We start from the raw sequence: 13,596 nt of genomic DNA, 5'->3' as shown, positions 1-13,596 counted from the left end.
GCGCCGGCGAAGCAGGGGTTAGCCGGAGTTGAGAGGGGTTGGGATACGCTCCCCCTCTCCCACCCCTCTCCCCTGAAGGAGAGAGGGCTTTGGCTTTATGCGCCGGCGGGCGGAAATTCCCCCGCGGAAGAACGCGGCACCGCGATCAATCCCACAGATCGACCACCGGCCCGTCGAAATTGCCACCGAGCTTCTGGTTCGCCCGGGCCAGATCGGCCTTGTCGCGGCCGGCGATATAGCCGTCGATCAGGCGCTGGTAATTGCTGATCAGCCCTTCGACCTGCCCCGACAGCCGCATGTAGTCGAAGCCTTCGGAATGCAGGCCCTTCTGCTGGATCGGGATGTTCGAATAGTCCTGCCGGGGGATCATCGGGAAGTCCTGGCTGTTGTAGGGCAGCACGGTGGGCTCCATCGGCGGTTCCCGGTCATCGCCCGGCGCGAAGTGGGTGAGCGACCAGATCTCGAACATGCAGCTTTCCGGCCCCAGCGGGCGGATGCGATAGCTGGCCATGCTGGTGAAGAACGGCAGCAGGAAATAGTGCGGGAACAGGAACTCGACCGCGTTGACCGGGTCGGACTGGCACACCGCGTTGAGATCGGGCACGTCCTCGCCGCGCTCGCGCAGCTTGCGGCTGATCGCTTCCTGGACGATGCCGAACCACAGCGGCACCGCCTCGGCCACGTTGTCGGGCAGATCGACATCGGCCAGCTCGCGTGCGATCGCCACTTCCTTGGCATGGCACATGCCGGCCATGCCCGAGCTGAGCAGCTCCAGGTTCTCGATCTGCGCGCGGATATTGTCGCGCACCGACTGGTCGGGGTCGATCGGCAGGCCGATGCCGCCGGTGTCGTTGCCGTAGCGCGCGTTGTAGAGCCCCGGCACCGAGCGCTGGAGCTGCGGGTGCGTCATCATCACGTGGTAGCCTTCCATGAAGGCTTCCATCGCGATCTTCCAGTTGGCCGGCAGCACCGTGCCGAACCACCATTCGGCGCGCAGCTTGCTCATGCCGTGGGCGTCGAGCCGGTCGAGCACCGGGCCCAGGCTTTCGCGCAGCGAAGGCGCCTCGTCATCCAGGTTGATGAAGGCGCAGCCCCCCCAGGTCTCCACCCGCACCGGCTTGAGCGCCAGCTCGGCATGGGTGAGCTGGTCCTCGTCGAACAGCTGGCGGCCGTAGACGAAAGTGTTCTCGCCATCCATGTTCCACTGCCAGCCGTGGAACGGGCAGACGAAGCCGCTCTTCGCGCAATTGCCAAAGGCATTGCCCGATCCGCCCGCCACCGGCACGCCGCGATGGCGGCAGTGGTTGTGATAGGCCTTCACGCCATCGTTGGTGCGCACCACCAGCACCGACTTGCCGACATTGGTGTATTCCACCCAGTCGCCCACATCGGGAATCTGTTCCAGCCGGCAGGCCATCTGCCAGACATGCGGCCAGAGCTGCTCGCATTCGAGCTGGTAGAAGCCCTCGTCGTAATAGCGCCGCGAAGGAATCTGGCGCGGATCGGCGATGGCGAGCGGATTGCCCGCCCGCACCGCTTCGGCGAAATCGAAATCAGCCACAGGACACCTCTCTTGTCTTATCGTGCGCGCTTGCCGGGGCGGCTCAGGCGAAAGTCTCGTCGCCCATCAGGATGGTGCGGTGGAGCAGGCGGCCGCAATCGGGATCGTAAGGCATCGCGCGGTGGAGCGAGCCGGTGTTGTCCCACATCACCGCATCGCCCACGCTCCATTCGTGGCTGTAGTGATAGGGCTCGCTGGTGGCGAATTCGCGCAGGCCGTGCAGGATGCGCGCGCTTTCGGCCAAGCTCTTGCCCACCACCTGCTGCGCGGTGTTGCCCAGCACCAGCGACTTGCGGCCCGACTTATGCTTCCACACCAGCGGCAGTTCCGCCTCGCCTTTCGACTGCCAGTCCTCAAGCTGCTTCAGCGTCGGTTCGGGGCAGTGGTAAAGCTGCGAGACCCACATCGAGTGCGTGACGGTGAGATCCTCGATCTCGGCCTTGGTCTCCTCGGGCAGATCGTCGTAGGCGGCATAGCAGTTGGCGAACTCGGTATTGCCGCCCCAGGTCGGCAGCACCTTGCTCGACAGGATCGAGCCGCGGATCGGCACCGGGTTCATCGTGCCGTCGATATGCCAGAACAGCGATCCCTTGAGGTATTCGACCGCTTCTTGGTTGACGTTGCGGTCAAGCGAGATCGGGAACACGTCCTGCCCCCGGATCTCACGCGCGAAGCCGCCCAGCGTGTTGGTGAACTGGATCTGTTCCTCGTCGGTGAAATGCACCAGCGGGAAGACCAGCACGCCGCGCTGTTCCAGCAGGTCGTTGATCTCGGCGGCCAGCTCGCCCGAAAGGAGCTGCTCCTTGGGATTGAGGATACGCGCGCCGATCTTGGGCTTGATCGTTTCGGCTTCGAGCTTCAGGCGATTGAACTGGGCGACAGTCATGGCGTTACTCTCCGTTCGCGGCCACCCGTCTCGTTTTTCGCGGGCGGCGATTGCAGCAATTGCGGCCAGATTGATCGCGCGCCGGGGTGCAAGCTTTGATCTTGCGCAAAAACGCGAAATCGCCGGCCGGGCGGGTCAGTCGAGCGGCACCGGCCGGCCCGTGCCCATGAATTTCGCCAGCCCCCGGTGCAGGTTGGTGACCTTGCGCTCCTGCCACGGGTTGGGCAGGTTGCCCCGGAATCCCCGCGATTTGAGGCCGCGCTGCACTTCGACCATGTTCGAGATGTCCTGCGCGATGACGTGCGGCCACTTCGTCAGATCCTGCTCGGCGAACGTCCATTCGGTCTTCGGCTCCTCGCCTTCGGGGAAGCGATCGAGCGCGACGGCCTCGTAGATGCACTTGTCCGGGTCGGTGCCGTAAGGGCGCACGCGGTAATAGAGCAGGAACGTGGGCCCGGGCAGCAGGTTCATGTTGGGAAACACGCTTTGCGCCAGGCCGGCGGTCGCCATCTCGGCATCGCTGATCTCGGGCCAGGGCACGCCGCGCGCGGCATCGTCGCGCTTGGCCGCCTCGATCCAGTGGTGGTGCACGTCGGCGGGCGGCGTGCCTTCGGGCAGCTCGTCGACCAGGCGCTGCGCCGCCTTGACCAGCGTCTCGCTGGTGCCCGCGCCGATCGTGTCCCAGAACTCCTGCTGCATCCGGGCGATCGAGACGCGCGCGTCCTCGCCCTTGGCGGCGCGGTGGACCGAGGTGTCGGCCGAAGTGCCCTCGCCCTCGCCCTTGTGTTCCTTGGTGTCGTAACCGTCGTTGCCGTGAAGGCCCAGCGCCTTGGACCAGGCGTAGAAATCGCCGTACTTGCACAGCTGCGGATGCGTGCCGGCGACGTGGTAAGGCTCCAGGAAGGCTTCGAGCGCGACTTTCCAGTTGCAGTCGAACACGCCCCAGAAGCGGAAGCGGTAGCGCATCCTGTCGAACTCGAACGGGTCGAGCAGCGTGGCGATCGGCTCAAGGTAATCGCGCAGCGGCTCGGCCTCGGGGTCCATGTTGATGAATATCCAGCCGCCCCAGGTATCGACCTTCACCGGCGTCAGGCCGGTGCGCTCCGGGGTCAGCGTGCCTTGCCAGTCCTCCTTGTCGAGGATGTAGGTGGCCTTGCCGTCCAGATCGAACGTCCAGGCGTGATAGGGGCACACGAAGCTGCCTTGCCGGCCGCAGGCGCTGTGCTCGCCCTTGCCTTGCGGCAGCACCCCGTTGCCGCCGCCGCAATTGTTGGCGACCAGCCGCCGGCCGCGGTGCGGGCAGACGTTGTGGAACGCCTTGATCGACGAATCGTCGGCGCGCACGATCAGGATCGAATCGTGGCCGATGTTGTAGGTGATGTAATTGCCGACTTGCGGGATTTCCTCCACGCGCCCGGCCTGCTGCCACACCTTCGACCACAGGCGATCCGCCTCTGCCTCGGCATATTCGCGGCTGACATAGGCGTCCACCGGGAAGGTCAGCGGTTCGGAAAGCTCTTCGGAAACGATCTTTTCAGGCTTGTTCATGACATCCTCCGGCCCGGCGCGTCCGGGCTCTGATGGGCGGAAGGCCAAGGCCCCCCGCCCCGTGCGACGGACTTACTCGGCGGGTTCGAGCGCGGTTTCGGGCGTCAGCACCAGGCCGCGCATGGCGCCTTCGGCGCGCCAGCCCTCGATCATGGCCTCGAAGGCGTAATAGCCCTCGCCCCACGGCTCGCCGAAGATGTGGCGCTTCTTCGTCTCGTCGCCTTCGTTGTTGAAATAGGACGGCGTGCACTCGTTGACGAAGGCCGAGTTATCGACCGCGACCGAACGCAGATGCGCGATATAGGCATCCTGCGCTTCCTGGCTGGGCTCGACCACCGCCGCGCCGCGCTTCAGCGCCTCGCTGGCGATATAGCCGATGTGGCGGCCCTGATCGATGAAGGTCTTGGAATTGGTCGCGTTCGCCCCGGCCTGGGTGAAGCCGGTGAAGAACATGTTGGGGAAGCCCGCCGCCATCATCCCCTGGAAGGTCTTGAAGCCATCGCGCCAGTAATCATAGATCGACAGGCCGTCACGGCCCTCGATCGCGTCGATGCCCCAGCGGCGGTCCAGATCGTTGGTCACTTCATAGCCCGAGGCGAAGATCAGGCAGTCGATCTCGAACTCCTCGCCCTTGTGGACGAAGCCCTTCTCGGTCAGCCGCTCCAGGCCCTGGGTCTCGGCGACGTCGATCAGCTTGACGTTGGGCCGGTTGAACGTCGGATAGAAATCGTCGTTCGAGCAAGGCCGCTTGCACAGGTAGCGGTAATAGGGCTTGAGCGCCTCGGCCGTCGCCGGGTCCTCGATCATGGCGTCGACGCGGGCGCGCAGGCGCTCCATCACGCGATAGTCCATCTCCTCGCGGCGGCGGGCATATTCCTCCGGGGTGATGTCGGGCCAGCCTTCGGCCTCCAGCTCGGCATTGCAGTTGCGGCTGAGCTCGGTCCAGATATCCTCGATCATGTCCGGCTCGCGCGGGGCAAGGCGCTCCATCGCGGCATGGTGGAAGTTGCGGATGCGCTCTTCCTGCCAGCCGGGCTTCTGCGCCTTGAACCATTCGGGATCGGTCGGCCGGTTGTTGCGGAAATCGATCGTCGAGGGCGTGCGCTGGATGACGTAGAGCTGCCTGGCGTACTTGCCGAGATAGGGCACCACCTGCACCGCCGTGGCGCCGGTGCCGATGATGGCGACGCGCTTGTCCTTCAGCTTGTCCAGCTCGGGCTTGCCCCAGGCGCCGCCGGTGTATTCATAGTCCCAGCGGGCGGTGTGGAACATCTTGCCCCTGAAATCGTCCATGCCGGCAATGCCGGGCAGCTTGGGCTTGTTGAGCGGGCCCATCGCCAGCACCACGAAGCGCGCCTTGATGTCGTCGCCGCGATTGGTGCCGACGTGCCAGCGGTTGATCGCCGGGTCCCACTTCAGCGTCTTGATCAGCGTGTGGAACAGCGCGTTGTCGTAAAGCCCGAAGTGCTTGGCGATGATCCTGCAATGCGCCTGGATCTCGTGCCCGTCGGTGAACTTCTTCGAGGGCATGTAGCCCGTTTCCTCGAGCAGCGGCATATAGCACAGCGCATCGTTGTCGCACTGGATGCCGGGATAGCGGTTCCAGTACCAGGTGCCGCCGAAATCGCCGCCGTGATCGATGTTGTGGAAGCTTTCGATCCCCGCCAGCTTGAGCTGCGCGGCCACCATCATGCCGCAATAGCCGCCGCCCAGGATCACCACGTCGGTCTCGCCCAGGATCGGCTCGCGCGGCTCGACCGGATTATAGGGATCGTGCTCGTAGATTTCGGCGTACTTGCCGCTGGTCGGCACGTACTGGTCGTTGGCTTCCTTCTTCAGCCGCCGGTCGCGCTCGGCGCGGTATTTCGCGCGGATCGCCGGAATGTCGATCTCGGCGGCGGGCGGGCACTGGGTGGGGTTGTACATCATCGCGGCATCCCTCGGGTTCGTCGGCCGGCCTTTGCGGCGCGGCCTTAATCAACAGTGCTGTTGATTTATCCACGCCGAACGCCCCCACGCCTTGATCTCGATCAAATGGCGGGAAAGCGCACAGTCAAATCGCGCCGGCAAATCGCGCCGGCAAATCGCGGGGGCAAATCGCGGGGGCACGCGTCGCGTCGCGCGCGGCGGAAAATTCGGGAACATCGTTTCCGCAATTGATCGGGATCAATGTCGACTCGTTCCGACCGTGCCATCAAAGCATTTGCCGGTCTGGCGAAGGATCTGTTCTTTCAGTTCCTTCGCAAACCGCTTCTCCCCAACTTCAAGGGGCGGCCGAACCTCGTGACCGGCCGCCCTTTTTTTCGCCTGTAAGGATCGCAGGCGGGAATTGAGTCCTGGCTGGAACGCGATCCTCCCCGTTGAGAGGAGGTGGCAGCGCGCAGCGCTGACGGAAGGGCCTCCACGCAGGCGGTGATCCCCCTTCCACCACCGCTGCGCGGCGATCCCCCTCGCCCGGCCGGGGAGGATGGAAACGACACAATCGCCTTTCCCCGCCCTTCGGCCGCGTAAACCGTTCAGGTGAAAGGTTTGACGCCGATCAATGGCACGCGGCCCGGCTCCACACAGGCTGGAAAAGCAATGCTGCCGGGATTCGGCACGCAGGCCATTTGGGAACTGAAAGGCAAAAGCATCATGCAAATGAACGACATGGTGGTCATCAGCACGGACGACCACATCTGCGAGCCGCCGACGCTGTTCGACAACCAGCTTTCGGGCGATCTGCTCGCTTCCGCGCCGAAGCTGCGCACCGACGCGCAGGGCAAGAACTTCTGGCAGTACCAGGGCTATATCCGCCCCTCGGTCGGCCTCAACGCGGTCGTCGGCCGGCCTTTCGAGGAATACGGCATGGAGCCGACCTCGCTCGACCAGCTGCGCGACGGCTGCTGGGACGTGCACAAGCGCATCGACGACATGGACGTCAACGGCGTCGCCGCGTCGATGTGCTTCGGCAACTCGATCGGCTTCGATGGCCAGACCTTCCACAAGGCGCCCGACAAGGCGCTCTCGCTGCGCCACATGCAGGCCTATAACGACTGGCACTATGACGAGTGGTGCATGGCCTATCCCGGCCGCTTCATCCCGCTCGCGATCCTGCCGACCTGGGATCCCGCGGCCACTGTCGCCGAGATCGACCGCTGCGCGAAGAAGGGCTTCAAGGTCGTCTCGATGAACGAGAACCCGACCGTGCAGGGCCTGCCCTCGATCCACAACGACTACTGGAACCCGGTGTTCAAGGCGCTGATGGACAACGACATGACCATCGCGCTGCACATCGGATCGGGCAACCCGGCGCCGCACGCCTCGATGGAAACGCCGATCGAGGCGTGGATTTCCACCATGCCGATGTCGGTGGCGCAAGGCGTGGCCGACTGGCTGCAGCTGGAAGAGCTGCACCAGTATCCGAACATGCGGATCATCGTTTCGGAAGGCTCGATCGGCTGGGTGCCTTACCTGATGGAGCGGGCCGACTTCTCGAACTGGCGGCACAAGGCCTGGACCCGCTCGCGCTTCCAGGACATCAAGCCCAGCGAACTGATGAAGCGCCACTTCGCCCATTGCTTCCTGTGGGATCCCTATGGCCTCAAGAACCTGTCCGAAGTGGGCGAGGACAACGTCACGTACGAAGTCGATTATCCGCACTCCGACGCGCTGTGGCCCGATGCCGCCGAACTGCTGTGGGAGCAGGTCAAGAACCTGACCGACGAGCAGATCGACAAGGTCACGCACCGCAACGCGATCAAGTGGCTGCGCCATGACGCGCTGTTCGCGCACAACCGGCGCGAGGACATGACCGTGGGCGCCTGCCACGCCCGCGCGGCGGCCAAGCACGTCGATACCGCGCCCAAGTCGTCGGGCGGATCGGTGCCCACCACCGAGACGCGCCCGGTCACGTCGGGCGACATCATGGAGATGTTCAAGGCGCACGCCGAAAAGCGCGCCCGCGAAACCGAGATGGCCTGAGCGTTCAGACCGCCTGGCAAGGTCTGGTTCCAGGCCAGCGACAGGTCCGTGGCGGCGCCCTTGCGGCGCCCGCCATGGGCTTGTCTGCGCCTGGCCCATGCCAGATCGGGGCCAAATCCTGCGTTGTCAGGCCGGGCCGGACCTGATAGGCGCCGCGCATGGGTTCCTGCGACTCTTGCCTGGTTCGAAATCGCGCGATTTGCGCGGCGCTCGACGCGAAGGAACTGGAGACGCTCAATGCGATCGGCCGGCGGCGTGAGCTGCACGCCGGGGAATCGCTGATCTGGGAAGGCGAGGAATCGATCCTCGTCGCCAATGTCATCGAAGGCGTGCTGAAGCTTTCCACCGGCACGCAGGACGGGCGCGAGCAGATCGTCGGCGTGGTCTATCCATCCGAATTCTTCGGCCGCCCCTTCGGCACGACCTCGAACCATGGCGTCACCGCGCTGACCGACGCGCGCGTCTGCGTGTTCAGCCGACGGGATTTCGATGCTTTCGCGCGCGGCCACCCCGCGCTGGAGCACAAGCTGCTCGAACGCACGCTGGGCGAACTGGATCGCACGCGGCGCTGGATGCTGCTGCTGGGGCGCAAGTCGGCATCGGAAAAGATCGCCAGTTTCCTGCTGGAAACGGCCGACCGGCTGGTCGAGCCGGGCTGCAAGGTCCACCCCGACGCGCACGCCACGCGCATGACGCTGCCCTTCTCGCGCCAGCAGATCGCCGACGTGCTGGGGCTGACGATCGAGACGGTGAGCCGCCAGTTCAGCCACTTGAAGCACGAAGGCGTGATCGACCTGCCCTCGCGCCGCGATGTCGTGATCCTCGATCGCGAAGCGCTGGTCGCCGAAGCGGGCTGACGCGCGCTCGCGAGCCGGGGCAGGTCAAGCTGGCCCCCTACTTCCGGCCCGCCCTGTCTTTCCGCCCTGTCATGCCGAACCTGTTGCAGCATCCATCGCGCCGCGCGAACCGGCAGGGGGAGATGGACACTGAGCCCGGTTCAGGGGAAGGCCAAAAAAGGGGGCGTTTCACCGATGGCCCGGCAAAAGTGACGCCATCACCGGCCCAAGCCGTGTGCCACCCCAAGCCACCTGCCATCCCAAGCCGTCTGGAAGTGCGCCTTCCGGCGCATTTCCAGACAGATGCGGGTTGGTCTCAGAAGCGGAAGTAGACACCCGCGCTGAGCACCCAGGGATCAAGCTTGTGCTTGGTCTCAAGCGCCTTGACGCCGCCGGCGGTGTAGAACTTGGCGGTCGTGCCCATCCAGTACTTCTTGGCATCGAGCGTGACGCCCATGCCCGTGTCGTTGACCGGGACATCGACACCGCCTTGCACCGCGACGCCGACCTCGTTGGTCATCTTCACCTTCGAGGCGCCGAGCGCCTTGGCATCCGCGCCGGGCTTTTCGCCGAAGATCAGGAACATCGCCGGGCCAACGCCGACGTAGGGTTTGATCGGGCCGGCATCGAGGTGATACTTCAGCGTGACCGTGGCCGGCAGGATCAGCACGTGATTGACGATGCGCGCGCCATCAAGGGGGCCGTCGCCGCTGACGTGGTGCTGCGTGAAGCAGCAGATCGTTTCCACCGAGACGTTGGGCGTCGCGTAGTATTCGATGGCGAGCGTCGGCACGACATTGTTGTTCGCCTTGGTCTGCGAACCGGCGGGAAGGCCGATCAGATCGGTCTTCACCTTGTCGATCTTGCCGTCGGGCAGCACGCCCGTGGCAAGGACCTTGACCTGGAGCTTGCCGTCGGGGCTGCCCGCGAAAGCCGGAGCCGACAGCGCCAGCGCCGTGGTTGCGGCGAGTAGGCAGGTGATCTTACGCATGTCTTCAGTTCCCAGCACCGCAGCGGCCACCCCTTGCGGCCAGGATTTTACGGAGCTTGCATGGTGCCAATGGCCCGTTCCTGGCTTGTGAACATTGATTTCGCGCAAACGCGGACTCAGGAATATTGCCAATAATCTCGAGACAATACGGATAGACACTGACCAATTGATCTGTCTCAATGTTCCCGCCGTGAATCCGGCACAGGGGGCACACGGTAGTCAGACAACTGGGAAGGGAGGGCTTCCGTGGAAGCGGTCCTCACGCGTGCGGGCATTTGGCTCGCGATACTGTTTATAGCCGTCATCGCGGTGGCCGCGGCCGCCGATACCGGATACGCCATCCACATGGGGATCATTGCCCTGGCGGCCATGATCGGCCTGTGGGTCACGGTCAGCACGACCGATTACGGCGCCATCGCGCGGGGCATCCTGCGCACGCCGGCCGATCAGGGCCGGTACGATGACGATCCGATCCGCTGGGGCGTGATCGCCACGGTGTTCTGGGGCATGGCGGGCTTCCTGGCGGGGCTGTTCATCGCCCTGCAGCTCACCTGGCCGGTGCTGAACCTTGAGCCTTACCTCAATTTCGGCCGGCTGCGCCCGCTGCACACCTCGGCGGTGATCTTCGCCTTCGGCGGCAACGCGCTGATCGCCACCAGCTTCTACGTCGTCCAGCGCACCTGCCGCGCGCGGCTGGCCTTCCCCGGCCTCGCGCGCTTCGTGTTCTGGGGCTACCAGCTGTTCATCGTGCTCGCCGCGACCGGCTACCTGCTGGGCGTCACCCAGTCGAAGGAATACGCCGAGCCCGAATGGTATGTGGACTGGTGGCTGACGATCGTCTGGGTCGCCTACCTGATCGTCTTCGTCGGCACGATCGTGAAGCGTTCCGAACCGCACATCTACGTGGCCAACTGGTTCTACCTCGCCTTCATCCTGACGGTGGCGATGCTGCACCTGGTCAACAACATCGACGTGCCGGTCAGCCTGGTCGGATCGAAGAGCTATCCGCTGTTCGCCGGCGTCCAGGGCGCGCTCGTCCAGTGGTGGTACGGGCACAACGCGGTCGGCTTCTTCCTCACCGCCGGCTTCCTGGCGATGATGTACTACTTCGTGCCCAAGCAGGCCGAACGCCCGATCTACAGCTATCGCCTGTCGATCATCCACTTCTGGTCGCTGATCTTCCTCTACATCTGGGCCGGCCCGCACCACCTGCACTACACCGCGCTGCCCGACTGGGCGCAGACGCTGGGCATGGTCTTCTCGGTCATGCTGTGGATGCCGAGCTGGGGCGGCATGATCAACGGCCTGATGACGCTGAACGGCGCCTGGGACAAGGTCCGCACCGATCCGATCATCCGCATGATGGTGATGGCGGTGGCCTTCTACGGCATGAGCACGTTCGAAGGCCCGATGCTGTCGATCAAGAGCGTCAACTCGCTGTCGCACTATACCGACTGGACCATCGGCCACGTCCACTCCGGCGCGCTGGGCTGGAACGGCATGATCACCTTCTCGGCGATCTATTTCCTGACGCCGCGCCTGTGGGGCCGCACGCGCCTCTACAGCCTGCGCATGGTCAACTGGCACTTCTGGCTCGCGACGATCGGCATCGTCTTCTACGCCGCCAGCATGTGGGTCGCCGGCGTGACCCAGGGCCTGATGTGGCGCGAATACGGGCCGGACGGCTACCTGGTGAACACTTTCGCCGATACCGTCGCCGCGCTGCACCCGATGTATGCGCTGCGCGCCTTCGGCGGGCTGCTCTACCTGGCGGGCGCCACACTGATGGTGGTCAACGTCTGGCGCACGATCCTCGGCCACCTGCGCGAAGAGGCACCGATGCGCGATGCCGCCTACGACGCGGCGGCCGACCGCCCGATCCTCGCCCCCGCCGAATAATCCCTGCCCGAACAGGATACCAAGCCATGACTTCCATCACCGAACGGCACAAGACGCTCGAACGAAACGTCACGCTGCTGGGGGTTGCCGCGCTCGTCACCGTCGCCATCGGCGGCATCGTCGAGATCGCGCCGCTCTTCTGGATCGACAACACGATCGAGAAGGTCGACGGGATGCGGCCCTACACCCCGCTCGAACAGGCCGGGCGCGACATCTACATCCGCGAAGGCTGCTATGTCTGCCACAGCCAGATGATCCGCCCCTTCCGCGACGAGGTGGAGCGCTACGGCCACTACAGCCTCGCGGCGGAATCGATGTACGATCATCCGTTCCAGTGGGGCTCCAAGCGCACCGGGCCGGACCTGGCGCGCGTGGGCGGCAAGTATTCGGACAGCTGGCATGTCCAGCACCTGACCAATCCGCAGTCGGTCGTGCCCGAAAGCGTGATGCCGCAATACGGCTTCCTCAAGGAGAACGATCTCGATCTGGGCGATCCGGCGGCGCGGCTGAAGACGCTGCGCGAAGTGGGCGTGCCCTATTCCGACAAGGACATCGAGCTGGCGATGGCCGATCTCAAGGCGCAGGCCGATCCCGACGCGGATGCCGGCGACCTGGCCAAGCGCTATCCCAAGGCGCAGATCCGCGACTATGACGGCGATCCGGGGCGGATCACCGAGATGGACGCGCTCGTCGCCTACCTCCAGATGCTCGGCACGCTGGTCGACGTGAACAGCGCCGCCGCGCAGGAGGAACTCGCGACGGAGAAGGGTCGGTGAGCGACCATTCGACATACGAGGCGCTGCGGCACCTGGCTGACAGCTATGGCCTCGCGGCAATGCTCATCGTGTTCCTGGTGCTGGTCGCCTGGCCGTTCCGGCCCGGTGCCCGCAGCAGGAACGACAATGCGGCCAACATGATCTTCAAGGACGAGAACGATGGCGAATAGGCGCATCGACGAAGCGACGAACACCGAAACCGTCGGCCATGAATGGGACGGGATCGAAGAGCTGAACACGCCGCTGCCACGCTGGTGGCTGTGGACCTTCTATGGCTGCATCGCCTTCGCGATCGGCTATAGCGTGGCCTATCCGGCCTGGCCGATGCTGACGCGCGGCACCGAAGGCACGCTGGGCTGGACCAGCCGCGGCCAGCTCGACAAGGATCTGAAGGCGCAGGCGGCGGAGCGGGCCCAGACGGTCGCGGCGCTGGCGCAAGTGCCGATCGAGAAGCTGCCCGAAGACCCCGAACTGATGCGCGCGGCGGTGGCGGGCGGCGCGGCGGCCTTCAAGGTCAACTGCGTGCAGTGCCACGGTGCCGGCGCGGCGGGATCGAAGGGCTTCCCCAACCTCAACGACGACGACTGGCTGTGGGGCGGCGATCTCAAGACCATCGAGGTCACGCTGACGCACGGCATCCGCCAGCCCGGCGACAAGCAGACCCGGACAAGCGCGATGCCCGCCTTCGGCAAGGACGGCATCCTCACCCCGCCGCAAGTGCAGGACGTGGCCAGCTATGTCCTAACGCTGTCGGGCAAGGAAAAGGCCAGCGCGGCCGCCCAGCGCGGCGCCGGGCTGTTCCAGGCCAACTGCGCGATCTGCCACGGCCCCGACGGCAAGGGCCTGCGCCAGTTCGGCGCACCCAACCTGGGCGATGCGATCTGGCTCTATGGCGGCACCCGCGATGACGTGGTGGCGCAAGTGACCAATCCCAAGCACGGCGTGATGCCGGCCTGGGGCGGCAAGCTGAGCCCGGTGACGATCAAGATGCTGGCGGCCTATGTCCATTCGCTGGGCGGCGGCGAGCAGGCACCGCAGCCGGCCGCTCCGGCGGCCGCACCGGCGCCGGGCGCGACGGCCACGCCAACCACCACCGCCACGCCGGTCGCGACACCCCCCACCGCGCAGCAATAAGC

General features: G+C 65.1%; 13 protein-coding genes. 7 read left to right on the top strand and 6 right to left on the bottom strand.

Annotated elements, in window-relative coordinates; genetic code table 11:
- Positions 1–145: 145 nt before the first annotated feature.
- From PYV00_RS06105 to PYV00_RS06090, 4 genes are all read right to left on the bottom strand, one after another.
- On the bottom strand, positions 146–1,561 hold the full coding sequence (locus tag PYV00_RS06105; RefSeq protein ID WP_275227388.1) for an aromatic ring-hydroxylating oxygenase subunit alpha: 1,416 nt from the start codon (positions 1,559–1,561) through the stop codon (positions 146–148).
- Between the two features lie 43 nt (positions 1,562–1,604).
- The gene (locus tag PYV00_RS06100) at positions 1,605–2,447 is read right to left on the bottom strand and encodes a TauD/TfdA dioxygenase family protein (RefSeq protein WP_275227387.1); all 843 of its coding nucleotides are present in this window, start codon (positions 2,445–2,447) and stop codon (positions 1,605–1,607) included.
- A gap of 135 nt (positions 2,448–2,582) precedes the next feature.
- Positions 2,583–3,995: an aromatic ring-hydroxylating oxygenase subunit alpha gene (locus PYV00_RS06095; protein ID WP_275227386.1), complete on the bottom strand. Its 1,413-nt coding sequence runs from the start codon at positions 3,993–3,995 to the stop codon at positions 2,583–2,585.
- Between the two features lie 72 nt (positions 3,996–4,067).
- Positions 4,068–5,924 carry a flavin-containing monooxygenase gene (locus PYV00_RS06090; protein WP_275227385.1) on the bottom strand — a complete coding sequence of 619 codons (1,857 nt, stop codon included), beginning with the start codon at positions 5,922–5,924 and terminating at the stop codon, positions 4,068–4,070.
- A 240-nt stretch (positions 5,925–6,164) separates the two neighbouring features.
- Here PYV00_RS06090 and PYV00_RS06085 point away from each other — a divergent pair, with 240 nt between their 5' ends.
- Positions 6,165–6,308, top strand: coding sequence for a hypothetical protein (locus tag PYV00_RS06085; RefSeq protein WP_275227384.1), 144 nt, complete (start codon positions 6,165–6,167; stop codon positions 6,306–6,308).
- Positions 6,309–6,511: 203 nt separating this feature from the next.
- On the opposite strand, the gene PYV00_RS06080 is transcribed toward PYV00_RS06085, so the two are convergent.
- Positions 6,512–6,655 carry a hypothetical protein gene (locus PYV00_RS06080; protein ID WP_275227383.1) on the bottom strand — a complete coding sequence of 48 codons (144 nt, stop codon included), beginning with the start codon at positions 6,653–6,655 and terminating at the stop codon, positions 6,512–6,514.
- On the opposite strand from PYV00_RS06080, the gene PYV00_RS06075 reads away from it, so the two are divergent.
- Both PYV00_RS06075 and PYV00_RS06070 read left to right on the top strand, forming a co-directional pair.
- The gene (locus PYV00_RS06075; RefSeq protein ID WP_275227382.1) at positions 6,636–7,958 is read left to right on the top strand and encodes an amidohydrolase family protein; all 1,323 of its coding nucleotides are present in this window, start codon (positions 6,636–6,638) and stop codon (positions 7,956–7,958) included. The genes PYV00_RS06080 and PYV00_RS06075 overlap by 20 nt on opposite strands.
- A gap of 158 nt (positions 7,959–8,116) precedes the next feature.
- Entirely contained in the window at positions 8,117–8,815 is a 699-nt protein-coding gene (locus PYV00_RS06070; protein ID WP_275227381.1) for a Crp/Fnr family transcriptional regulator, read from the top strand.
- A gap of 295 nt (positions 8,816–9,110) precedes the next feature.
- Here the strand turns inward: PYV00_RS06070 and PYV00_RS06065 are convergent, their stop codons facing one another.
- Positions 9,111–9,785, bottom strand: coding sequence for an OmpW/AlkL family protein (locus tag PYV00_RS06065; protein WP_275227380.1), 675 nt, complete (start codon positions 9,783–9,785; stop codon positions 9,111–9,113).
- A 246-nt stretch (positions 9,786–10,031) separates the two neighbouring features.
- Between PYV00_RS06065 and ccoN the strand changes: the two genes are divergently transcribed.
- The 4 genes from ccoN to ccoP are packed head-to-tail and all read left to right on the top strand — an operon-like array spanning position 10,032 to position 13,594.
- Entirely contained in the window at positions 10,032–11,684 is a 1,653-nt protein-coding gene (gene ccoN / locus PYV00_RS06060; RefSeq protein ID WP_275227379.1) for a cytochrome-c oxidase, cbb3-type subunit I, read from the top strand.
- A gap of 26 nt (positions 11,685–11,710) precedes the next feature.
- The gene (gene ccoO, locus PYV00_RS06055) at positions 11,711–12,460 is read left to right on the top strand and encodes a cytochrome-c oxidase, cbb3-type subunit II (RefSeq protein ID WP_275227378.1); all 750 of its coding nucleotides are present in this window, start codon (positions 11,711–11,713) and stop codon (positions 12,458–12,460) included.
- Positions 12,457–12,630 (top strand): cbb3-type cytochrome c oxidase subunit 3, encoded by a 174-nt coding sequence (locus tag PYV00_RS06050; RefSeq protein WP_275227377.1) that lies wholly within the window; start codon positions 12,457–12,459, stop codon positions 12,628–12,630. Before ccoO ends, PYV00_RS06050 begins: the two co-directional genes overlap by 4 nt.
- The gene (gene ccoP, locus PYV00_RS06045) at positions 12,620–13,594 is read left to right on the top strand and encodes a cytochrome-c oxidase, cbb3-type subunit III (protein ID WP_275227376.1); all 975 of its coding nucleotides are present in this window, start codon (positions 12,620–12,622) and stop codon (positions 13,592–13,594) included. Before PYV00_RS06050 ends, ccoP begins: the two co-directional genes overlap by 11 nt.
- Positions 13,595–13,596: the final 2 nt, after the last annotated feature.

It is taken from the genome of Novosphingobium album (ex Liu et al. 2023) (genome assembly GCF_029076845.1).
Taxonomy (GTDB): Bacteria; Pseudomonadota; Alphaproteobacteria; order Sphingomonadales; family Sphingomonadaceae; genus Novosphingobium.
This window is presented reverse-complemented; position numbering and strand designations above follow the sequence as displayed.

What these genes read in the sequence shown, in the direction of transcription:
- PYV00_RS06100 (WP_275227387.1), bottom strand. Translation starts at nt 2,447, where the DNA reads ATGACTGTCGCCCAGTTCAATCGCCTGAAGCTCGAAGCCGAAACGATC.
- PYV00_RS06095 (WP_275227386.1), bottom strand. Translation starts at nt 3,995, where the DNA reads ATGAACAAGCCTGAAAAGATCGTTTCCGAAGAGCTTTCCGAACCGCTG.
- PYV00_RS06090 (WP_275227385.1), bottom strand. Translation starts at nt 5,924, where the DNA reads ATGATGTACAACCCCACCCAGTGCCCGCCCGCCGCCGAGATCGACATT.
- PYV00_RS06085 (WP_275227384.1), top strand. Translation starts at nt 6,165, where the DNA reads ATGTCGACTCGTTCCGACCGTGCCATCAAAGCATTTGCCGGTCTGGCG.
- PYV00_RS06075 (WP_275227382.1), top strand. Translation starts at nt 6,636, where the DNA reads ATGAACGACATGGTGGTCATCAGCACGGACGACCACATCTGCGAGCCG.
- PYV00_RS06080 (WP_275227383.1), bottom strand. Translation starts at nt 6,655, where the DNA reads ATGACCACCATGTCGTTCATTTGCATGATGCTTTTGCCTTTCAGTTCC.
- PYV00_RS06070 (WP_275227381.1), top strand. Translation starts at nt 8,117, where the DNA reads ATGGGTTCCTGCGACTCTTGCCTGGTTCGAAATCGCGCGATTTGCGCG.
- PYV00_RS06065 (WP_275227380.1), bottom strand. Translation starts at nt 9,785, where the DNA reads ATGCGTAAGATCACCTGCCTACTCGCCGCAACCACGGCGCTGGCGCTG.
- ccoO (WP_275227378.1), top strand. Translation starts at nt 11,711, where the DNA reads ATGACTTCCATCACCGAACGGCACAAGACGCTCGAACGAAACGTCACG.
- ccoP (WP_275227376.1), top strand. Translation starts at nt 12,620, where the DNA reads ATGGCGAATAGGCGCATCGACGAAGCGACGAACACCGAAACCGTCGGC.